This window comes from Kitasatospora sp. NPDC048298 (assembly GCF_043201465.1).
Taxonomy (GTDB): domain Bacteria; phylum Actinomycetota; class Actinomycetes; order Streptomycetales; family Streptomycetaceae; genus Kitasatospora.
The window spans coordinates 42,157-63,203 of sequence record NZ_JBICYZ010000041.1; the positions used below are offsets into that span (position 1 = coordinate 42,157).

The following is a 21,047-nucleotide window of genomic DNA, read 5'->3' on the forward strand; positions in this document are numbered from 1 at the left end:
CGGGCGGGTCCGGACACGTCGGAGCCCTGGGGCCCCGGGAGCCTTGAGGCTCTCGGGGCCCCGGGCGTTCCGGGGCCGTGGGAGCTTCGGGGGCCCTCGGAGCCCCGGGTCTTGCCGGATCGGGTGATTGCGCCATGACGCACAGGTACGGGCAGGACCGAATGACGGAATGGCGCCTTACCCGATCATCGGTATGACTGTCAGAATGCGGCCGTGCACAGATCAACGGCCTCGCCCACCCTCCCTTCGGGCAGAACCCTCGGCCTCGGCCTCGCGCTGGTCTCCGCCGTCGCCTTCGGCGGCTCCGGCACCGCGGCCAAGCCTCTGATAGAGGCCGGACTCTCCCCGCTACACGTGGTGTGGCTCCGGGTCACCGGCGCGGCGGTGGCACTCCTCCCCATCGCCTACCGGCACCGGGACGCCGTACTGCGCCGCCCCGGCCTGCTGCTCGGCTTCGGCCTGCTCGCCGTGGCCGGCGTCCAGGCCTGCTACTTCGCGGCGATCTCCCGCATACCGGTCGGCGTCGCCCTGCTCATCGAGTACCTCGGGCCGCCGCTGCTGATCGGCTACGTCAAGTTCGTCCAGCGCAAGCCGATCACCCGCGGCGCGGCCATCGGCGCCGGCGTCGCGGTGGCCGGGCTGGCCTGCGTGGTCGAGGTCTGGAACGGTCTGAGCTTCGACGCGCTGGGCGTGCTGTTCGCCCTCGGCGCGGCCTTCTGCCAGGTCGGCTACTTCGTGCTCGCCGACGCCGGCCGGCACGGCGACCGGCCGGTCGACCCGCTCGCCGTCAGCGCGTTCGGGCTGCTCGTCGGCGCCGTGCTGCTCACCGCCCTCACGCGGCCCTGGCAGGCCGACTGGAGCAAGCTCGGCGGGTCGGTGGTGATGAACGGGCACTCCCTGCCCGCGTTCCTCCCGGCCGTGTGGATGGTCCTGATCGCGACCGTGCTCGCCTACCTCACCGGGGTGATCTCGGTCGGCTACCTCTCGCCGCCGATCGCCGGGGTGGTCGCCAACCTGGAGGCGGTGGTCGCCACCGTGACGGCCTGGGTGCTGCTCGGCGAGCACCTCGGGCTCCCGCAGATCGCGGGTGGCCTGCTGGTGCTGACCGGCGCCTTCGCGGCGCAGGCGAGCAAGCCCGCGGAGGCGGGGGCGGACACGGGGGCCGGCCCAGGGGCGGACAGGGGGGCGGGCTCGGGGACTGACTCCGGGGCCCGCGACCGGGTGACCGCCGAGCGCGGGGTCAGCGGCCGGTCCAGCCGAACCAGTCGAGGTGATTGAGCGGCCACACGACGGCCGACACCGGGCCGACCACGTTGTCCACCGGCACGGCGCCGCCACCCGGGCCGTGCTGGTGGAAGCGGGAGTCCGCGGAGTCGCTGCGGTGGTCGCCCTCGACCCAGACGTAGCCCGCGGGCACCTTCACCGGCCCGAAGTCCATCCCGGCGCAGGAGTCGTCCCCGGGGTGCAGGTACGGCTCGTCGAGCTTCCGCCCGTCGACGGTCAGCGTGGTGCCCTGGCACTGCACGGTCTGACCACCGGTCGCGATGACCCGCTTGACCAGGTAGTTGTCGTCCTTCGGCGGCACCAGGCCGACGAAGCTGAGCACCGAGCTCATGGTGTTGGTGAACGGGTTGGGGTCGGCGGGCTGCGGCGGCAGCCAGCCCCCCGGGTCCTTGAACACCACCGGCTGCCCCTGCTCCGGCTCCCAGCCGGTCAGCGGCGCCAGCTTGTTCACGCCGACCCGGTCGCCGATCCGCAGGGTGTTCTCCATCGAGCCGGACGGGATGGTGAACACCTGGAACAGACAGGTCTTGATCAGCAGCGCGACCACCAGGCCGACCGCCGCCATCACCGGAAGCTCGATCCACCACGGCCGCGGCCGCCGGCCCGGGCGGCGGGCCGTACCGCCACGCGAACCGCGCGCCCGACGGCGGGCCTCGGCGCGGCCGTCGGACGCCCCGTGGACGTCCGACGCGGTACCGCTGGGCGCTCCGGCTCCGCTGGGCGTTTCGGGCAGGTTCACCGCCATCGTCGCTGCTCCACCTCTCCGGCTGGGGAAACCTGCACGCTACGCCAACCGTGGAGCCTGACGAAATCGGTCATTTAGCCGCCGCCGACATCTCCGGGTGTCCCGGAGCCGCTCGGGCCCGGGTTTCAGGAGCGGGCGATGGCCTCGTGGTGGCGGATGACCTCGGCGATGATGAAGTTCAGGAACTTCTCCGCGAAGACCGGGTCCAGCTTCGCACCCGCCGCCAGCTCCCGCAGCCGCTTGATCTGGTCCCGCTCGCGCGCCGGGTCGGCCGGCGGCAGCTTGTGCTCGGCCTTGAGCCGGCCGACCTTCTGGGTCGCCTTGAAGCGCTCGGCCAGCATGTGGACCACCGCGGCGTCGATGTTGTCGATGCTCTCGCGCAGGCTGGTCAGCTCGGCGCGTACGGCGTCGTCGATCCCCTCGGACGAGCCGGCGTCGGGGGTCGTGGAGTGGTCCGTCATCGGGGCGGCTCCCGGTGTCTGGAGTGGGCGCCCGGCCGTACGGCGACCGGGCTCGGGCCCGGGCAAATCTAACAGGGCCCCTGCCCGGGCCCCGCACCGTCGGACGGAACCGTCCACGATCCGGACAGCGGGCCGGGACCGCCCGCCGGCGCCGTGCCCGACCGACTGCCCTGACCGACCACCCCGACCACCCCGACCGACCGCTACGGCCGACTGCTGCGGCGTGACGCGCCGGGACCGGGGCGGGCTCTGGCCGTAGGCTGGGGCACGCATGACCGGAAGTGACCGTTCGAACACTCCCTCAGCACTGGAGGAACCGATCGTGGCAACCACCCGCACCGCCACCACCGCGTGGGAGGGCAACCTCCTCGACGGCAAGGGACTGGTGACCTTCGCCTCGTCCGGGATCGGCGAGTACCCCGTCTCCTGGCCGTCCCGCGCCGAGGCACCCAACGGCAAGACCAGCCCCGAGGAGCTGATCGCGGCCGCCCACTCCGCCTGCTTCTCGATGGCCCTCTCGCACGGCCTGACCGGCGCCGGCACCCCGCCCACCAAGCTGGACACCCGGGCCGACGTGACCTTCCAGCCCGGCACGGGCATCACCGGCATCCACCTGACCGTCGTCGGCGACGTCCCCGGACTGGACGAAGCCGGCTTCGTGAAGGCCGCCGAGGACGCCAAGGCCAACTGCCCGGTCAGCCAGGCCCTGACCGGCACCACCATCACCCTCTCGGCCTCCCTGGCCTGAGCCGCGCCCTCCTCTTCTCCTCTTCTCCTCTCTCCCCTTCTTTCTTCCCCCGCCTCTCGGTCCCTGTCCTTCGGCTCCCGTCCCGCTCCGGACCGCTTCCGGCGCGCGACCGGCGCCCAGGGGCGCGGCTTCGGCGCACACGCCCCTGGTGCACATCATGTGATGTACACCAGGGGCGTCTGCACGTACCGCCATTCATGATCACAAAGCGGGCGAATCACCCTGGCGGCGGTCACCGCGTGTTGCCATCCCGGCCTATGATCGGCCGCAGCGCCCTGTCCTTCAGGCGGGTCCCCGCGCGCCGCCACCCCACGACGGGCGGCCCCCGCAGCGGACCGACTCCGAGGACCACGACAGAGTGCGGAGCCGGCCGCCGGGTCCCGACTGGCCGGCCGGACCATCGTCAAGCGTCAGCAGCGGACGGGAGCATGCCGTGCCGGGCCAGAACGAGGGGGCCGACGCACACCACCCCGGCGTGCGGCACACGGAATCACCGCGCCACCGCCACCTCGCCTCACCGGTCCTGGAACCGGCCGCCGGATCCCACGGCGCGCCCGTCCCCGGAGCCACGGGTGCCCCAGCGGGAGCCGGCACCGTCTGCGGGACCCTCGCGGAACCCGACCTGCTGCTCTGCCCCACCTGCTCGGCCCCGCTCACCGGCGACACCCACCGGGACCGGTGGCTCACCGGCGGCACCGGCCGGGCCGACGGCCGTACGGACCGAGAGGGCGACGGCACCGGCCTGGAGGACAGCGGTGCCGGTGGGACGGACACCGGTACCGGTCGGGAGGGCATCGGCGCCGACCGGCTGCTGGCCGCGCTGCGGGCCAGCGAGTCCCGGTTCCGGGCCGCCTTCTGCGACGCCGTCATCGGCATGGCCCTGATCGACGCCGAGGACCGCATCATCGAGGTCAACCCCGCCTTCGCCGCCCTGATCGGACGGGGCGTCGGCGACCTGGTCCGCACCCACCTGCACGAGATCATCGACCCGGAGGGCATGCCGGACCGGCTCTTCGCCGAACTCGTCCGCGGGGAGCGGGAACGGTTCCGCGTGGAAAAGCTGCTCAAGCACCGTGAGGGTCACACCGTCTGGAGCAAGGTCACCGTCTCGCTGATCCGGGACGGCGCCGGTGATCCGCTCTACACCCTCGCGCTGGTGGAGGACATCACCGAACAGCGCCGGCTCGGCGACCGGCTGGAGTACCAGGCCCTGCACGACCCCCTGACCCGGCTGCCCAACCGGGCGTACTTCTTCGAGCGGCTCGACGCCGCCTGCCTCACACCGACCGACCAGCCCGGCCCGGTCGCCGCCGCCGCCACAGCCGCCACAGCCGCCACAGCCGCCACAGCCGCCACAGCCGCCACGGACGAACGCCGGGTCGGGGTCTGCTACCTGGACATCGACGGCTTCGCGGCGATCAACGAGGCGCTCGGCCACCACATCGGCGACCAGCTGCTGATCGCCGTCGCCACCCGGCTGCGGCGCGGGTTCGACGGGCGCGACACCCACCTGGTGGCCCGGATGGGCGGCGACGAGTTCGCCGTCCTGGTCACCGACAGCCTGGGCAGCGAGCAGCTGACCGAGCTGGCCGCCCGGATCCTGGAGGCGCTGGAACGTCCCTTCGACGTCGCCGGGCACCGGTTGGTGATCACCGCCAGCGTGGGCGTGGTCGAGCGGTCCGTGCACGAGACCACCCCGACCGACCTGGTCAAGGACGCCGACGCCACGCTCTACTGGTCCAAGGCCGACGGCCGCGCCCGCTGGACCCTCTACGACCCGGACCGCGGCGCCCACCAGCTCACCCGGCAACTGCTCGCCACCTCGCTGCGCCCGGCCCTGGAGCGCGGCGAGTTCACCATCGAGTACCAGCCGCTGGTCGGTCTGGCCGACGGCGCGGTGCACGGCGCCGAGGCGCTGGTCCGCTGGCGCCACCCCCGTTACGGGACGCTCTCCCCGGACCGCTTCATCCCGCTCGCCGAGGAGACCGGCGCGATCGTGCCGCTCGGGACCTGGGTGCTGGAGGAGTCCTGCCGCCAGGCCCGGCAGTGGCTCGCCGAGTTCCCCGAGACCGAGACCTTCGTGAGCGTCAACCTGGCCGCCCGCCAGATCTGGGACTCCGACATCGTCGCCGACGTCGCCCGGGCCCTCGAACGCACCGGCCTGCCGGCCCGGCTCCTCCAGCTGGAGATCACCGAGAGCGCCCTGCTCGGCCCCGGCGGCCGCCCGCTCCAGGCCCTCCAGTCGCTCGCCGACATGGGCGTGCGGATCGCGATCGACGACTTCGGCACCGGCTACTCCAACCTGGCCTACCTCTCCCGGCTGCCGGTGCACGTGCTCAAGCTCGACGGCACCTTCATCGAGGGCTTCCGCGAGCCCGCCCCGACGGACCGCCCCGGCCGCCCGGAACTCGGCGCCCGCCGCAGCGACGCGGACGAGCAGATCGTCGGCGCGATGGTGCAGCTCGCCCACACCCTCGGCCTGACCGTCACCGCCGAGGGCATCGAGAGTGCCGCCCAGGCCGAGCGCCTGCGGCTGACCGGCTGCGACACCGCCCAGGGCTGGTACTTCGCCCGCCCCGGCGAGGCCGAACTGGTCGCGGCCATACTCCGCGAGGGCCGCCCCGCCCTGGGCCGCCGGTAGCCCGCCGGTAGCTGAGGGGCCCGGGGGCGGGGAGCCGGGGGCTGAGGGCTGGGGCTGGACGGACCGAGTGCGCGGACCGCCACCGTGTGGACCGTGCCCCGCCGGCCGGTCAGGCCGTCGCCGTCACGCGGTACCCCTCGGCGATCAGGCCGTCGCCGTCAGGCCGTACGCCTCGGCGATCAGGCCGTAGGAGCGCAGGCGGGCCTCGTGGCCGTGGATGTGCGAGGTGACCATCAGCTCGTTCACGCCGGTCCGCTTGCGCAGTGCCTCCAGTCCGTCGGCGACCCGGCCCGGGTCGCCGAGCACGACGTTGTCGAGCCAGCTGTCGATGAAGTCCGCCTCGACCGGGCTGTACGGGTACACCTCGGCCTCCTCCGGGGTGGGGATCGGGCCGGGGTTGCCGCGCCGCAGGCGGAGCATGCCGAGGGCCGCGGAGCGGGCGAGGCGCCGGGCCGAGGGCTCGTCGTCGGCGGCGACCGCGCTCACGCCGATCAGCGCGTACGGCTCGGCGAGCACGGCGGAGGGGCGGAAGGACGACCGGTAGAGGTCCAGCGCCGGGATGGTGTTGGCGCTGCTGAAGTGGTGGGCGAAGGCGAACGGGAGGCCCAGACGGCCCGCCAGCTGGGCGCTGAAGCCGGAGGAGCCGAGCAGCCAGACCGGCGGGCGGCCCTCGCCCTTGGGGACGGCGGTCAGCCGGGCGTACGGGTGGCCGTCCGGGAAGTCGCCGTCGAGGAAGTGGGTCAGCTCGGCGAGCTGCTGGGGGAAGTCGTCCGCACCTTCGGTGAGGCCTCGGCGCAGCGCCCGGGCGGTGGCCGGATCGGTGCCCGGGGCGCGGCCGAGTCCGAGGTCGATCCGCCCGGGGTGCAGGGCCTCCAGCAGGCCGAACTGCTCGGCGATGGCCAGCGGGGCGTGGTTGGGGAGCATGACGCCGCCGGAGCCGAGCCGCAGCGTCGTGGTGTTGGCCCCGAGGTGGGCGAGCAGGACGGCCGGGGTGGAACTGGCCACCCCGGGCATGCCGTGGTGCTCGGCCACCCAGAAGCGGTGGTAGCCCCACTGCTCGGCCTTGCGGGCCAGTTCGGTGGTGGCGGCGAGGGCCTCGGCGGGCGTGTGGCCGACGCCGACGGTGGCCAGGTCGAGGATCGAGAGCGGAGCGGGTGCCGTTCCGCGGGCGGTGCCCCGGATCGCCGCGCCGGCCGCCGGCCCGGTTCCGTGCTCCTGCTGGTCCTCGGTGGTCATCCCGTCCGCCCTCCTGGCTGCCGTCCTTGAGCCGGCCGTCCTGGAGCCGGCCGTCGTGGCGACCGCGCGGCCCGGGTGGGCCCGCCGGTCGCTGTCGCCGACCGGGGTCAACCACGGCCGGCGGCCCGCTGTTCCCGCCCCTGGGGTGCCGTCCGGCCAGGGTCCAGGTGGATTTCGGCCATTTCGCGCCAAGTCCGACCGACCCTTCGACTGACGCAGAGCCAGCGGGCGAACACGGCTGGCGACTTCCCGCCAGCGCCGGAAGTCGCCAGTGCCGGCGCTCGCGGCGGGGGCCGATGTCCGGCAGGCTGGGAACCAGGAGCGGGTCACCGGAGCGGGATCCGCACTCCACCAGCAAGATCGTCGGGCTGGACCAGCACCGGACGATCACTGCGAGCCCTCGGCGCGGCACCCCGCCCCGGGGGCTCGTTCGGGTTCCGGCGGCCTTCCGCCCCCGGGTGCCGCACGCCCCGGACGGCCCGGACGCACGGTTCGCCACCTCGCGGCGCGGCCGGAATCAACAGCCGTGATCCATCCCATACCGGGGTGCTTCATGCCATGAAAGGTCGAGGCGCTAGCGTTGACCCCTGCAGCCACCTGCTCCTCCGGGAGGCATGGAGGGAGTAAAGGGCCTTGAACTTCGTGGCGGCGATCGGATCCTCGTGGATCTGCGCGCTGGCGCTCGTCGCCGTGCTCGGTGACGCACTCCTTCCGTTCATCCCCAGCGGGACGCTGGTCATCCTGGCCGTGCTCAAGACCTCCCAGGTCAACGGCGCGCCCCTGATGCTCGGACTGGGCGTGGCGCTGGCCTCCTTCCTGGGCGACCTCCTGCTGCTCAACCTGGCCCGGCGCGGTGCCCCGGTGCTGCACCGCCGGCTCGCCCGGCGCCCGAAACTGGCGGCCAGCGTGACCCGGGTCCAGGAGGCCCTGATCGAACGCCCCCACGGGACGGCCGCCGCGATGGTGGTGATCGCGCGGTTCGTCCCGGCCGGGCGGACCGTCCTCGACCTGGCCATCGGCCACTCCCCCGCCCATCCGCACCGGTTCCTGCACTGGTCGGCGCTGGCGGCGATGGTCTGGGCCGCCTACATCGTGACGCTGGGCTGGCTGAACAGCCACTGGTTCAACACCGCCTGGCTGAGCCTCGTGGTCTCCTGCGCGGCGGCCACCGCCATCAGCACCGCGATCGCGCGCATGGTGCGCCGCACCCGCCGGCTCGCCGCGCTCTGACGGTCCGCCCGGCAGCCGTCGCCGACCGACCGGCCTGTCCACTTCCGGCCCCGCTCCTTTCCGGCCGATCCGCTCCGCCGCTCCGCCCGTTCCGTCCGGCAGTGCCCCTTGGCGGGCCTCGGGCCGCCCCAGCCCAGCAAGGGGCAAAAGTTTTCCCAAAAGGGCGACCAACCGGGCCGAACGCAGACGAACTCCACCGGAGTGCGAGCCGACCGGCGGTACCGTACTGACCGGGCCGCAAGGGGTGGGAAGCGTCACAGGACGGCAACAGTCGACGCATCCCCGCAGCCCAGCCGGTCACGCCCGGCGTGTTGAGAGTCGTCAGCGCTCGGCGACCTTGGTGACCGCTGTGGCGACATGACAAGCTAACGGCGAAATAATCATCAATTGCCCGATTTGACCGGTGCGGCTGCGGGCCGCCCTCACCACCGGCGTCGGCACCCAGGGGAGACCATGACCAGCATCTCGCGCAGGACGGTGCTCAGTGCGACCGCGGCAACCGCGGCCCTCGGCGCGGTCACAGCCTGTTCCAGCGGCGGATCCGGTTCGGGCGGAAAGGGCTCCCCCTCCGTCTCCCAGGATTCCGGCGGCGCGAGCACGCCCCAGGGCGGCACCACCGACCCCACCCGGGCGGTGGTGCCCAAGGGCACCCCGATCGGCGACGGCTCCAACGCGGACACCGGCCCGCAGCCGAACCAGCCCAAGCCCGAGAAGCTCAAGCCGGGCGAGCGGCCGCCGCAGTTCGTGGTCTTCTCCTGGGACGGCGCGGGCGGCACCGAGGACGGCCAGTTCCCCCGCTTCCTGAAGCTGGCGGAGCAGTACAAGGCCACGATGACCTTCTTCCTCTCGGGCATCTACGCCCTGCCCAAGGGCAAGGCCGACCTGTACCACCCGCCGAAGCACTCGGTCGGCGCCTCCGACATCCCGTACCTGTCGGACGGCGCGGTGAAGAGCACGCTCAAGCTCATCAGCCAGGCCTGGCTGGCCGGGCACGAGATAGGCACCCACTTCAACGGGCACTTCTGCTCCAGCCGTCCGGACAAGAACGGGGTCAACGTGTGGACCCCCGAGGACTGGCAGAGCGAGATCGACCAGGCGATCGGCTTCGTCACCCAGTGGCGGACCAACACCGGCTTCACCGACGTCGACCCGCTCCCCTTCGACTACAAGAAGGAGCTCATCGGCGGCCGCACCCCGTGCCTGGAGGGCCAGAAGGCGCTGCTGCCGACCATCGCCAACCTGGGCTGGAAGTACGACGCCAGCTCCTCGGGCGGCCTCCAGATATGGCCGCAGAAGGTGCAGGACGGCAAGATCTGGGACTTCCCGCTGCAGTCCATCCCGTTCCCCGGGCACACCTTCCAGGTCCTGTCGATGGACTACAACATCCTGGCCAACCAGTCCAAGGGCAGCACCAAGGGCGACCCGGCCATGTACGGCGAGTGGCGCACCCAAGCCGCCAACTCCTACCTGGCGGGCTTCGAGCGGGCGTACAACAGCAACCGCGCGCCGTTCTTCGTCGGCAACCACTTCGAGCAGTGGAACGGCGGCATCTACATGGACGCCGTCGAGGAGGCCCTCAAGGCCATCGCGGGCAAGCCCGACGTCCGGCTGGTCTCCTTCAAGCAGTTGGTCGAGTGGCTGGAGGTGCAGGACCAGTCCACCCTGCGCAAGCTGCGCTCGCTCAACGTCGGCCAGGCGCCGGCCGGCGGCTGGGAGAGCTTCCTCGGCACGGCGGGCTGACGCCCCGCGCCGAGGGGCGGACGCCCTTGGCGCCGCCGGCGGCCGGCGGGGGTTCGGCCCCCGCCGGCCGTTGTCGTCCCGGTCGGTTCCCGGGGTCGGGCGGCTACCCGGCGGGCGGCTACCCGGCGGCAGGGGCGTCCGCGAGCAGGGTGCGGACGATGCGGTCCGCCCCGGCCTCACCCCAGAGGATCGAGTAGTGGTTGGTGCCCGGCACCGGCACGGCGGACACCCGCTCCTGGTCCAGCCGGGCCAGCCCGATCCGCTCGTGGTCGTAGAGGCCCTGCGGCTCGTCGAGCAGGCCGCGCTCGGCCCAGAGCAGGTCGGCCGGGCAGGGCAGCCGGTGCACGGCGGCTGCCGCGTCCTCGTCCAGCAGGACCTGGGCGCCGTCGGTCTGCACCGCCTCCAGCACGCAGGAGGAGCGCAGTTCGGGCTCCGTGCCGACGAGGTCGCGCTGGGTGTAGGCGTCGATCCCCTCGGTCCACTCGCCGGCGAAGGCGGGGTGGCCGCGCCAGAACTCCCGGTAGGCGTCCCGGTCCGGGAAGGTCGTGGACAGCCGGGCCAGCGCGGGGCCGAGCACGGCGGCCAGGGCGTCCTCCTCGCGAACGCCCTGCGGCAGCGGGAAGGTGACCGCTCCGTCGACCAGCAGGACGCGACGGACCAGCTCGGGGTGCCGGACGGCGGCCAGCGCGGTGACCCAGGCCCCCATCGAGTGGCCGACCACCGTGACGGGCCCCGAACCCAGGGCGCCGATCAGCGCGGCCACGTCGTCGGCGTGCCGGGCCAGCCCGTACGGTCCGGCGACCGAGCGGCTCGCGCCGCGGCCCCGCAGGTCGGGCGCGAGCAGGGTGACCCGACCGGCGAGCCGGCGGGCGACCTCGTACCAGGCGAGGCCGTTGGCGGTGATGCCGTGCACCGCCACGATCGTCGGGGCCTGCGGGTCGTCGGCGGGCCAGCGCAGGACGGCGAGGTCCCCGCCGGGCACGGGGACGGTCAACTCCTCGGGCTTCAGCGGCGACTGGCTCACGCGGGGGTACCTCCGGTGGGGTGGGCGGTTCCGAGGCCGGTCGGCGCCGGAGCTGAGCGCGCGGACCGAGCGGACCGGATGCGGGCAGGCAGTCTGGCCAGGCCGCCGGGCAGCAGGTAGACCACGGCGACGAACAGGGCGCCCAGCAGGAACAGGGGTTGGGAGAGCGGCACCTTCAGCACAGCCGGCAGGTCGGCCACGGTCGACGAGTTGGCGAGGTCGCCGAGCCGGTGGCTCGCCCAGGTGTACAGCACACCACCGAGCAGTGGCCCCCAACGGGTGCCGGAGCCGCCGAGGACGACCATGACCAGGAGCGCGAGCGTGGCGTCCGAGGTGGCGGCCTGCGGGGTGGCGCCACCGGTCAGCAGCAGGTAGACCACCCCGCCCAGGCCGGCGAGCCCGCCGGACAGCACGAAGGCGACCAACTTGTAGCCGTAGGGCCGCAGTCCGAGCACCTCGACCCGGCGCTCGTTCTCCTTGATGCCCTCCCAGACCCGACCCATGGGCGACTTGACGGCCCAGTGGACCGCGGCGACCGTCAGCACCAGGTAACCGACGGCGATCCAGTAGAGGTTGGCGGTGTTCTCGATCCCGAGCAGACCGGAGGGCAGCAGCTCGGCCGGGGCGGAGCGGCCCTCCTCGCCACCGGTGGCGCCACCGGGGTTGCGCTGGACGAGGATCGAGCCGGCCTGGGCGAAGGCGAGGGTGACCATGGAGAAGCCGATGCCGGTGACGCGCAGGCTGACCGAGCCGAGCAGCAGGGCCAGCAGAACGGAGCAGGCGACGCCGAACACCGCGGCGACGGCGAACGGCAGTTGCAGCTCCAGCATGCCGAGGTCGGTGGCGTAGAGGCCGGTCGCGAAGTAGAGCGCGTGGCCGAAGGAGAGCAGTCCGGTCCGACCGAGCAGGAGGTCGTAACCGGTGGCGAGGCCCCCGTAGAGCAGGCACAGGGCCATCAGTTGGAGGCTTCCGGGGCTGCCGAGCGGACCGTCGAGCAGTCCCGGGACGGGAAGCGCACTATATGGGGCGACAAGGAGCGTGATCAGCAGAGCGATCGGCCACCAGCGTAGCGCTCTGTGCACTCCTGTCCAACGAATAGTGACCGAATCACCTGTTCGAGGGATGGCGCCGGGCTCGGCCTTGTGTTCACAATGGGTCTCGGCAAGGCCGGTGTCAGTCCCCCTTGCCACAGTGGCGGTGTCGGCGGAGCTGGTGTCAGTCCCCTCTGCCGGCATGGTGGTCACGGCAGGGCTGGTGTCAGTCCCCCCTGTCGGACGGGTGGCGCTGCGGTCGGCCGCAGGACCACCGGTGCTCGTGATCGGTGTTTCGGCGCTCACGCGAGCCTCCCGGTGAGTCCACGGGGTCGGACGAGAAGCAGCACGGCGAGCAGGACGACGACCGAGAGGTCGCCGAGCCCGGCGCCGGTGTAGTAGTTGGCGAACTGCTGGACGAGGCCGACGCCCACCGAGGCGACGGCGGCTCCGGTCACGGAGCCCATGCCGCCCATGACCACGACGACGAAGGCGAAGATGAGCAGGCCGGTCCCCTGGCCGGGGTTGACCGAACCGAAGTAGAGGCCCCCGAGGGCGCCGCCGAGGGCGGCGGCAGCCCCGCCGAGGGCGAAGACGAGGGTGAACGCCTTCCGGACGTCGATGCCGAGCGCGGTGACCATCGCCCGGTCCTCGACGCCGGCCCGGACGATCAGCCCGTAGCGGGTGCGGGCGAGGAACAACCGAAGAGCGAGCAGCAGCAGGGCCGCGGCGGCCACCAGCACGAAGCGGTTGACCGGGACGGTCGCACCGAGCACGTGCCAGGTGCCGGACAGCAGCTCCGGCTGGGGGAAGGGGCGGGAGTCCGCCCCCCAGATCCCCATCAGCAGGGCGGGTACGGCGAGCCCGACCCCGACGGTGGCGAGGATCTGGTCGCGTGGGCGGCTGTAGAGGGGCCGGATCAGGAAGAGCTCCAGCAGGACGGCGGCGGCCGTTCCGACCAGGGTGCCGAACGGCACCGCGAGCCAGAAGGAGAAGCCGACCTCGGTGCCGGCCCACCAGGTGGCATAGGCGCCGATGGAGAGCAGGGCGCCGTGCGCGAAGTTGAGCACGTCCATCAGACCGAAGATCAGTGACAGACCGGAGGCGACCAGGAAGTACAACGCACCGAGACCGAGCCCGGTACAGGAAAGGAGGACGACGGTGTCCATCAGGGCTTCACCTCGGCAGTGACGACAGGGGCGGCCGGGGAGGAGGCGGGCCGGGGCCCGCCGGCGAGCGGGTGGTGGGAGCCGACGCCGAGCAGGCGGCGGGCGGCTTCCTCGTCAGCCAACAGCTCGGCGGTGTCACCGCGGTGGGCGGTGCGGCCGTCGGTCAGGACGGCGCAGGTGCCGGCCAGCCGGCGGACGAGGGCGAGGTTCTGCTCGACCAGCAGGACGGGCACGGCCTCGGCCGCACGCGCCAGCACCTCGGCCACCTCGGCGACGATCTTCGGGGCCAGGCCCTTGGTGGGCTCGTCGGCGATGATCAACCGATTGCGGTTGAGCAGCGTCCGGCCGATCGCCACCATCTGCTGCTGGCCGCCGGAGAGCGTCCCGGCCAACTGGCCCGCCCGCTGCTTGAGTTCGGGGAAGAGCTCGTGGACGAGCGCGTAGTTCGGCTCACCGGCCTCGCCCCCGCTCCCGCTCCCGGCGGCGCGCTCGGCGAGGCGGAGGTTCTCGGCGACCGTCAGGCCGGCGAAGATCCCCCGGTCCTCGGGTGCGTACCCGATGCCATGCCGAACGACCAGATGCGTGGGAAGGGAGGAGAGTTCGGCGCCGGAGAGCCGGATGCTTCCGGTGCGCGGCACCAGGCCCATGACGGCCTTGACGGTGGTGGTCTTGCCGGCGCCGTTGCGGCCCAGGAGTGCGGTCACCCCGGCGGGGGCCACATCGAAGTCGACGCCGTGCAGGATGTGCAGCCCGTCGATGACCACCCGCAGATCGCGGACGGAGAGGAGGGGATCGGCAGCGGACGACGGCGAGGAGGCGGAGCGCGCCGAAGGAGAGGTGCGCTGAGCGGAGAACGGAGAGGAGGTCACAACGCCTCACCCAGGTAGGCCTGTTGCACGGTCGGGTCGGCCATCACGGCCTCGGGGGTGTCCAGGGCGAGCAGGGTGCCGTGGTGCATCACCGCGAGCCGGTCGGCCAGGCCGAGCAGGACGTCCATGTGGTGCTCGACCATCAGGACGGTCCGGCCCAGGTCGCGGTGCACGGAGCGGATCAGCTCGGTGAGAGCGGGCACCTCCTCCGCGCTGACACCGGCCATCGGCTCGTCCAGCAGGATCAGCCGGGGCTCGGAGACCAGCAGGACGGCCAGCTCCAGCTTGCGCTTCTCCCCGTGCGAGAGCGCACTGGCCAGGGTGTCCGCACGGTGGGTGAGATCGGTGCGTTCCAAGGTGTCGGCCAACTGCTGCTCGTAGCGGTCGGCGCGGCGCCAGAGCCGGTACGAGGCACGCGGCCCGGCCGCCGCCTGGGCGGCCAGGCGGACATGGTCGGCGACGGTCATCCCCGGCCAGAGGGAGGAGGTCTGGAAGGTGCGGCCCAGCCCGCGGCGGGCCCGGGCGTGCACCGCCTCGGCGGTGATGTCCGCACCGTCGAGGTGGAGGCTGCCGTGGGTCGCCGGGTAGATGCCCGAGATCAGGTTGAACAGGGAGGTCTTGCCGGCGCCGTTGGGCCCGATGAAGGCGATGAACTCGCCTTCGCCGACCGAGAAGGAGACGTCCTCGACGATCGGCACGCCACGGACGGCCCAGCCGAGCCCGTCCAGTCGCAGCACCGGAGAGGAGGACGCGGAGGAACGCACGGACGACGTGGACGCGGCGGACGCGACGGAGGAGCCGGAAGGAGTGGAGGTGGTACGGGCGGACATCGGGATCAGCCCGCCATCGGGGTGACCGGGGGTGCCGCCTCGTCCGCGGTCAGGGTCTTCTCCACCGAGGGCTTGGCGGCGGCGCCATTGCCGGTCAGCCGCACCTGGAACATCGGCTGGAGCAGGGCGTGGTCCTCGGCGCGGACCGTGGTCTTCCCCTTCACCCCGTCGAAGCTCCAGCCCTCAAGGGCCTTGACCAGGGCCGAAGTGTCGTCGGCGGAGCCGTGGTTGGACTCGACGGCGTGCACGATCATCTGGGCGGCGGTGAAGCCGTCCGGGGTGAAGATGTCCGTCTTCCCCCCGGCGGCGGTGACGGCGTCGGTCATGGCCTTCTCCACCGGGGTGCCGGCGGCGCCGTCGAAGTAGTGGTTCAGGAAGGAGATCTTCTCGCCGGCCGGGCCGAACAGCGGGTAGGAGGCGGCCAGGTCGAGGCCGGTGACGACCTTGGTGTCGGCGAACACGTCCTGCTGGTTGAGCGCCGTCCACAGGGCCGAGGCGGTGTCGCCGGCCCAGGCGACGAACAGCAGGTCGGGCTTGGCGGTCTTGGCCTGGGTGGCGAAGGGGGTGAGGTCGGTGGCGCTCGGCGGGGCGAGCACCTGGTCGACCGTCGCGCCCTCGGCGCCGAGCACCGCCTTCACGGCGGCCACGTTGGCCTGGCCGAAGGCGCTGTCCTGAGCGAGCACGGTGACCTTCTTGCCCTTGGCGTCACCGACGAACGAGGCCGCGGTCTTGATGTCCTGGTAGGACTGGCGGCCGGAACGGAAGGTGTACTTGTTGAGCCCGGTGGCCTTGTCGGCCGCGGCCGGGCCGCTGATGAAGAGCACCTTGTTCTGGGCGGCGATCGGGCCGACCTGGAGGGCCACGCCGGAGGCGGTGGAGCCGGCCAGCACCTTGTAGCCCTTGCCGATCAGGTCCTTGGCGGCGGACACCGCCTTGGCCGGGTCGCCGGCGTCGTCCTGCTCCTCGAACTCGATCTTGTGTCCGTCGACCGCGCCGGTGCCCTTGGTCGCGTAGCTCAGGCCGGCCTTGAAGCCCTCCAGGTACTGCTTGCCGTAGGCGGCCAGCGGTCCGGTCTTGGAGTACACCAGGCCGACCTTGATCGGGCCCTTCGATCCACCGTCCGCCGCGCTCGTCCCGGCCGTGCCGGCCTTGGCGCAGCCCGAGGCGAGCAGGACGCAGGCCGCGAGGGCGGCGAGCTTCCGGGTCGGGCCGCCGGTCAGGGAGTCGCCCAGGCGGGCGCCGGAGGCGGTCCTGGAGGGGGCTGTCGAGCTGCGCATGGTGACCGACTCCTGAGGTGCGGCGGGGTGGATGCGGGAACCGTAGGTGTGCGGTGAGAGCAGCGACATGTGCCTGGTCGACGCATCAGCCCACCAGGATGTGGTGGCAACCGACATACCGTCGGCCGGTCGCCGTCCCCCGGGTTCACAGGTGTGGCCCACCGACACGAATCCGCGCCCACCCATGGGGGTGGCCGCCATGGCTGCGGCGGCCCCCGCCCGGTGACGGTGGAGGGGCGCGGAGCCCGTCCGGCAGCAGCCACCCCAGCGGCGCGTCCGACCCGGTCCGGCCCAGGCAGGACCCCAGCCCGGCCTGGCACGGCCGTGGGCTCCGCGCGGTTCCCGAGCCCGCCGGCCACCCCTCCCCGCCTGCCCGTCCGTCCCACCGCCTGCCCGTCCCCGCCGTCTCCTTCCTTCTGTCCCCCGCCTGCCCTCCCCGCCTCCTCCCCCTCCTCCCTCCACCCCTCCTCCCTCCACCCCTCCACCCCTCCGCCCTCCGTTCCTCCCCTCCTCCCACTCCCTCACGAGGTGACCCCTTGGACAAGGTCCTGGACTCCCCCGCCGACGCGGTCGGGGACATCCCCGACGGCGCGGTCCTGGCCGTCGGCGGCTTCGGCCTCTGCGGCATCCCGAGCACGCTGATCGGCGCCCTGGTGGACTCCGGTGCCACCGGACTGCGGGTGGTCTCGAACAACTGCGGGGTGGACGACTGGGGGCTGGGCCTGCTGCTGCGGGCGGGCCGGATCGCCCGGATGACCTCCTCGTACGTCGGGGAGAACAAGGAGTTCGCCCGGCAGTACCTCTCCGGCGAGCTGGAGGTGGAGCTGACCCCGCAGGGCACGCTGGCCGAGCGGCTGCGGGCGGGCGGATCCGGCATCCCGGCGTTCTTCACCCCGGCCGGGGTCGGCACCCAGATCGAGGAGGGTGGGCTGCCCTGGCGCTACGCGGCCGACGGCTCGGTGGCCCTGGCCTCCCCGCCGAAGGAGGTGCGGGAGTTCGGCGGCCGTCGGTACCTGATGGAGGAGGCGATCACGGCGGACTTCGCGCTGGTCCGGGCCGAGGTGGCGGACCGGCACGGCAACTGCGTCTTCCACGCCGCCGCCCGGAACTTCAACCCGCTCTGCGCGATGGCGGGCCGGATCACCCTGGTCGAGGCGGACCGGATCGTCGAACCGGGCGAGCTCCCGCCGGACGCGGTGCACCTGCCCGGGGTGTACGTCGACCGGGTGGTGGCCGCCGACCCCGAGGACCGCCGCATCGAGCGCCGGACCGTCCGCCCCGCACTCCAGGAGGCCTGACCCGATGCCCATCGAGACTGCCGACCCCGCCCCCGCCACGGGCACCCCCGCCGCCCCCGCCCTCGACCTGCGCAACGCCCTGGCCGCCCGCGCCGCCCGCGAGTTGCGCGACGGCCAGTACGTGAACCTGGGCATCGGCCTGCCGACCCTGATCCCCAACCACCTCCCGCCGGGCGTCGAGGTGGTGCTGCACTCGGAGAACGGCATCCTCGGCGTCGGCCCGTTCCCGGAGGAGGGCACCGAGCACGCCGACCTGATCAACGCCGGCAAGGAGACGGTGACGGTCGCCCCCGGCGCCTCGTACTTCGACTCCGCCGTCTCCTTCGGCATGATCCGGGCCGGGCGGATCGACGTCTCGGTGCTCGGCGCGATGCAGGTGTCGGCCGCCGGGGACCTTGCCAACTGGATGATCCCCGGCAAGATGGTCAAGGGCATGGGTGGCGCGATGGACCTGGTGCACGGGGCCCGTCGACTGATCGTGGTGATGGAGCACACCGCCCGGGACGGCTCGCCGAAGATCGTCGAGGAACTGTCACTTCCGGCCACCGGGCGCGGAGTTGTGGACCGGATTGTCACCGACCTCGCCGTGATCGACGTGACCCCGGAGGGCCTGCGGTTGGTGGAGACGGCTCCTGGCGTGGACTTCGCGGAGGTCCGGTCGGCGACCGGTGCCACCCTGCTGCCCCCGCTCTGAGCAGTCCGCTCCCGTACGGACGGCCGGGTCGCCCCTGAGGGACGGTCCGGCCGTTCCGCTGCCCCGCGAACCACCCGCGAACCACCCACAGACCACTCGCAGACCACTCGCGGATCACCCGCTGAGCACCCACAAGCCACCCCGGAACCCGATTCCCCCGCAATAGCATCAACCCCCGCCATTGCGGTCGGGAACCGTGGCATCTTCATGCCTCGGCGGCGGCGATCTCCCGGACTGGTTGCGATCACCGTTGCGCTCAGGGAGAGTTGAGGAGACCAAGGATCCCGACGTGCCCGGAGGGGAAACGGGAAAGTGCATCGGGATCCCGAATTCGAAGCCGCCGCACCGCCGCACCGCCGCTCCACGGAACCGATCGCACACGCCGAATGCGCTGGACGGCCCAGCCGATTCGAGCTGACGCCGACCGGTTCCGCCCCGTTCCGCCCTGTTCCACTTCCACCCGGACGGCTCCGAGTCGAGGCAAGCCCACGCAGAAGCCGAGCGAGCCTAGCGAGCCGAGCGAGGCGCGAACTCCGGGGGGAGCAGCTATGACCACGCCGCCGTTCTCACGACGAAAGGGCGTCGGAACGGCCCACGGGCGAGGTCCCGGGCAGCTGGACGAGGCCACCCTGAGCGCCGTTCCCGTTCCCGAAGCCCCTTACGACTACGGCCACTTCAGCCGTCTCGCCGGCCCGGCGTACGACCCGGACGAGGACGACGACCTCGGCGGCGGCGTCTACTGGCCCGAACCGGCCGCCCGCTACGGCCCCGCCCCCGCGGCCGCCCCGTACGACCCACCCCCCGGCGCCCCGTACGGCCCCACCTCGGCCGCCTCCCCGTACGGCCCTGCCCCGACGGCCGCCCCGTACGACTACGACCCACCCTCCGCACCGCCCTACCGCGTCCGGTACCGCAGCCTGCTGCGCCGCGAGCCGCACCGGATCCGCGCCGCCCTACTGATGATGGCGGCCCCCGTGGTGGAGGCGGTGCTGCTGGTCTGGCTGCTACTGCCGGAGCACTGGCCCGAGCGGCTGGACGAGACGAACGCCCTGGTGCTCCTGGGCGACAAGGTGATGATCGGCATCATCGCCGTGGTCGAGGTGTTCCGGCTGGTCAACGTCGTCTCCAACACCCACGCCACGCTGGTCGCCCGCGACCCGGTCCCGGTGACACCGGAGGCCGGGACCCGGGTCGCCTTCCTCACCACCTGCGTGCCGGGCAAGGAACCGCCCGAGATGGTCCGGGCCACGCTGACCGCGGCCCGGGCCGTGCGACACAACGGACCGTACGACGTCTGGTTGTTGGACGAGGGAAACGATCCTGCAATGCAGGCGCTCTGCACCGAACTGGGCGTGCGCCACTTCAGCCGTGCCGGCCGCCCGCACTGGAACCGGCCGAAGGGCCGGTTCCGCGCCGGGACCAAGCACGGCAACTACAACGCCTGGCTCCAGGCCCACGGCGACGACTACGAGTTCTGGGTGTCCGTGGACACCGACCACGTCCCGCTGCCGGACTTCTGCGAGCGGATGCTCGGCTACTTCCGCGACCCGGACGTGGCATTCGTGGTCGGCCCCCAGGTGTACGGGAACTACCGCACCTCGGGCTCGGCCGTCACCAGGTTCTCCGAGAGCCAGCAGTACCTCTTCCACGCCCTCATCCAGCGCGCCGGAAACCGTTACGGCGCACCGATGTTCGTGGGCACCAACAACGCCGTCAGAATTCGGGCACTCCAGTCGATCGGCGGGTTGTACGACTCCATCACCGAGGACATGGCGACCGGCCTGGAGTTCCACCGCAGCCGGAACCCGGAGACCGGGGAGCGCTGGAAGTCCGTGTACACCCCGGACGTGCTGGCGGTCGGCGAAGGGCCGTCCTCCTGGACCGACTTCTTCTCCCAGCAACTGCGCTGGAGCCGGGGCACCTACGAGACCCTGCTCACCCAGTACTGGCGGGTGCTGTGGAAGCTGTCGCCCGGCCGGCTGCTCAACTACTCGCTGATGGTGGGCTTCTACCCGATGGCGGCGCTCACCTGGCTGCTCGGCGGCCTGTCCAGCGTGCTCTACCTGGGCTTCGGCGCCTCCGGCGTGCACGTCTCCTCGGAGATCTGGATGATGCTCTACAGCGACGCCGCCGCGCTCCAACTCCTGCTCTACACCTGGAACCGCAAGCACAACGTGAGCCCGCACGAGCCGGCCGGCTCCTCCGGGGTCGCCGGCATGGTGATGTCGGCGCTCTGCGGCCCGGTCTACGCGGCCTCGCTGCTCCAGGCACTCGTCCGCCGCCGCAGCCGCTTCGTGGTGACGCCCAAGGGCCGCTCGGCCAGTACCGACCGGCTCGGCGCCTTCCGCTTCCACCTGTTCTGGACGCTGGTGTTCGGCGGCGCGATCACCGCCTCCTACTTCACCGGCTACGACCACGCCGCGATGCGCACCTGGGCCTGGATCGCCCTCCTGCTCACCCTCCTGCCGGTCCTGATCACCGTCGGCGACGCCGTCCGTCGCCGCCGGACCCGCCCCACCGCCACCCTCACCGTCACCGGCGGCCCGGCCTCGACCCCTGGCGTCCTCCTGGAGAAGCGCCGCCCGCGCCACGCCCGCGATCCCCGAACTCCCCGAGCCTCCACAGCCTCCGTACCGCCCGCAGCCCCCGTACCCCCCGGAGCTCCCCTACCCCCCGCAGCCCCCGCAGCCCCCGCAGCCCCCGGAGCTCCCGTACCGCCCGGACACCCCCTGACACCCACCCACTGACGACCTCCCGAGGGGAGCACCCA

At 72.6% G+C, this 21,047-nt stretch carries 17 protein-coding genes; 8 read left to right on the plus strand and 9 right to left on the minus strand.

The window, feature by feature from the left end:
• Positions 1-213: 213 nt before the first annotated feature.
• The gene (locus ACGF0D_RS27220; RefSeq protein WP_392920574.1) at positions 214-1,278 is read left to right on the plus strand and encodes a DMT family transporter; all 1,065 of its coding nucleotides are present in this window, start codon (positions 214-216) and stop codon (positions 1,276-1,278) included.
• Here the strand turns inward: ACGF0D_RS27220 and lepB are convergent.
• Together lepB and ACGF0D_RS27230 are read right to left on the minus strand one after the other, a co-directional pair.
• Positions 1,241-2,029 carry a signal peptidase I gene (gene lepB, locus ACGF0D_RS27225; protein WP_392881205.1) on the minus strand — a complete coding sequence of 263 codons (789 nt, stop codon included), beginning with the start codon at positions 2,027-2,029 and terminating at the stop codon, positions 1,241-1,243. The two genes, ACGF0D_RS27220 and lepB, sit on opposite strands and share 38 nt — an antisense overlap.
• A 125-nt stretch (positions 2,030-2,154) precedes the next feature.
• Positions 2,155-2,490, minus strand: a complete 336-nt coding sequence (locus ACGF0D_RS27230; RefSeq protein ID WP_392881203.1) for a chorismate mutase — start codon at positions 2,488-2,490, stop codon at positions 2,155-2,157.
• Positions 2,491-2,812: 322 nt separating this feature from the next.
• Here ACGF0D_RS27230 and ACGF0D_RS27235 point away from each other — a divergent pair, with 322 nt between their 5' ends.
• Both ACGF0D_RS27235 and ACGF0D_RS27240 read left to right on the plus strand, forming a co-directional pair.
• Positions 2,813-3,238 (plus strand): OsmC family protein, encoded by a 426-nt coding sequence (locus ACGF0D_RS27235; RefSeq protein ID WP_392881201.1) that lies wholly within the window; start codon positions 2,813-2,815, stop codon positions 3,236-3,238.
• A gap of 475 nt (positions 3,239-3,713) precedes the next feature.
• A complete protein-coding gene (locus tag ACGF0D_RS27240; RefSeq protein ID WP_392920577.1) occupies positions 3,714-5,879 on the plus strand; it encodes a putative bifunctional diguanylate cyclase/phosphodiesterase in 2,166 nt (721 codons plus the stop codon).
• 144 nt (positions 5,880-6,023) lie between these two features.
• On the opposite strand, the gene ACGF0D_RS27245 is transcribed toward ACGF0D_RS27240, so the two are convergent.
• Positions 6,024-7,115, minus strand: coding sequence for an LLM class flavin-dependent oxidoreductase (locus tag ACGF0D_RS27245; protein ID WP_392920580.1), 1,092 nt, complete (start codon positions 7,113-7,115; stop codon positions 6,024-6,026).
• A 642-nt stretch (positions 7,116-7,757) separates the two neighbouring features.
• Here ACGF0D_RS27245 and ACGF0D_RS27250 point away from each other — a divergent pair.
• On the plus strand, positions 7,758-8,345 hold the full coding sequence (locus ACGF0D_RS27250; protein WP_392881379.1) for a DedA family protein: 588 nt from the start codon (positions 7,758-7,760) through the stop codon (positions 8,343-8,345).
• A 453-nt stretch (positions 8,346-8,798) separates the two neighbouring features.
• Positions 8,799-10,085, plus strand: a complete 1,287-nt coding sequence (locus ACGF0D_RS27255; protein ID WP_392881194.1) for a hypothetical protein — start codon at positions 8,799-8,801, stop codon at positions 10,083-10,085.
• A 118-nt stretch (positions 10,086-10,203) separates the two neighbouring features.
• On the opposite strand, the gene ACGF0D_RS27260 is transcribed toward ACGF0D_RS27255, so the two are convergent.
• The 6 genes from ACGF0D_RS27260 to ACGF0D_RS27285 all read right to left on the minus strand — a co-directional run bounded on the left by ACGF0D_RS27260 (position 10,204) and on the right by ACGF0D_RS27285 (position 16,285).
• Positions 10,204-11,109, minus strand: coding sequence for an alpha/beta fold hydrolase (locus ACGF0D_RS27260; RefSeq protein WP_392920583.1), 906 nt, complete (start codon positions 11,107-11,109; stop codon positions 10,204-10,206).
• A complete protein-coding gene (locus tag ACGF0D_RS27265; protein ID WP_392920666.1) occupies positions 11,106-12,206 on the minus strand; it encodes a branched-chain amino acid ABC transporter permease in 1,101 nt (366 codons plus the stop codon). The genes ACGF0D_RS27260 and ACGF0D_RS27265 overlap by 4 nt, the downstream gene beginning before the upstream one ends.
• Positions 12,207-12,442: 236 nt before the next feature.
• Positions 12,443-13,309 (minus strand): branched-chain amino acid ABC transporter permease, encoded by an 867-nt coding sequence (locus tag ACGF0D_RS27270; RefSeq protein ID WP_392920586.1) that lies wholly within the window; start codon positions 13,307-13,309, stop codon positions 12,443-12,445.
• Positions 13,309-14,079, minus strand: a complete 771-nt coding sequence (locus ACGF0D_RS27275; protein WP_392920669.1) for an ABC transporter ATP-binding protein — start codon at positions 14,077-14,079, stop codon at positions 13,309-13,311. Before ACGF0D_RS27275 ends, ACGF0D_RS27270 begins: the two co-directional genes overlap by 1 nt.
• Before the next feature lie 95 nt (positions 14,080-14,174).
• On the minus strand, positions 14,175-15,008 hold the full coding sequence (locus ACGF0D_RS27280; RefSeq protein WP_392920589.1) for an ABC transporter ATP-binding protein: 834 nt from the start codon (positions 15,006-15,008) through the stop codon (positions 14,175-14,177).
• Positions 15,009-15,013: 5 nt separating this feature from the next.
• The gene (locus ACGF0D_RS27285) at positions 15,014-16,285 is read right to left on the minus strand and encodes a substrate-binding domain-containing protein (RefSeq protein ID WP_392920592.1); all 1,272 of its coding nucleotides are present in this window, start codon (positions 16,283-16,285) and stop codon (positions 15,014-15,016) included.
• Positions 16,286-16,821: 536 nt separating this feature from the next.
• Between ACGF0D_RS27285 and ACGF0D_RS27290 the strand changes: the two genes are divergently transcribed.
• The 3 genes from ACGF0D_RS27290 (at position 16,822) to ACGF0D_RS27300 (ending at position 21,024) form a co-directional block, all read left to right on the plus strand.
• A complete protein-coding gene (locus ACGF0D_RS27290; RefSeq protein WP_392881183.1) occupies positions 16,822-17,583 on the plus strand; it encodes a CoA transferase subunit A in 762 nt (253 codons plus the stop codon).
• Between the two features lie 4 nt (positions 17,584-17,587).
• Positions 17,588-18,277 carry a 3-oxoacid CoA-transferase subunit B gene (locus tag ACGF0D_RS27295; protein WP_392920595.1) on the plus strand — a complete coding sequence of 230 codons (690 nt, stop codon included), beginning with the start codon at positions 17,588-17,590 and terminating at the stop codon, positions 18,275-18,277.
• 548 nt (positions 18,278-18,825) lie between these two features.
• On the plus strand, positions 18,826-21,024 hold the full coding sequence (locus tag ACGF0D_RS27300; protein WP_392920598.1) for a glycosyltransferase family 2 protein: 2,199 nt from the start codon (positions 18,826-18,828) through the stop codon (positions 21,022-21,024).
• The last annotated feature ends 23 nt before the right edge of the window (positions 21,025-21,047 follow it).

Excerpts from the sequence above, each read along its gene's own strand:
- ACGF0D_RS27295 (WP_392920595.1), top strand. The coding sequence starts at position 17,588 with ATGCCCATCGAGACTGCCGACCCCGCCCCCGCCACGGGCACCCCCGCC.
- ACGF0D_RS27280 (WP_392920589.1), bottom strand. The coding sequence starts at position 15,008 with ATGTCCGCCCGTACCACCTCCACTCCTTCCGGCTCCTCCGTCGCGTCC.
- ACGF0D_RS27300 (WP_392920598.1), top strand. The coding sequence starts at position 18,826 with ATGACCACGCCGCCGTTCTCACGACGAAAGGGCGTCGGAACGGCCCAC.
- ACGF0D_RS27285 (WP_392920592.1), bottom strand. The coding sequence starts at position 16,285 with ATGCGCAGCTCGACAGCCCCCTCCAGGACCGCCTCCGGCGCCCGCCTG.
- ACGF0D_RS27230 (WP_392881203.1), bottom strand. The coding sequence starts at position 2,490 with ATGACGGACCACTCCACGACCCCCGACGCCGGCTCGTCCGAGGGGATC.
- ACGF0D_RS27245 (WP_392920580.1), bottom strand. The coding sequence starts at position 7,115 with ATGACCACCGAGGACCAGCAGGAGCACGGAACCGGGCCGGCGGCCGGC.
- lepB (WP_392881205.1), bottom strand. The coding sequence starts at position 2,029 with ATGGCGGTGAACCTGCCCGAAACGCCCAGCGGAGCCGGAGCGCCCAGC.
- ACGF0D_RS27255 (WP_392881194.1), top strand. The coding sequence starts at position 8,799 with ATGACCAGCATCTCGCGCAGGACGGTGCTCAGTGCGACCGCGGCAACC.
- ACGF0D_RS27270 (WP_392920586.1), bottom strand. The coding sequence starts at position 13,309 with ATGGACACCGTCGTCCTCCTTTCCTGTACCGGGCTCGGTCTCGGTGCG.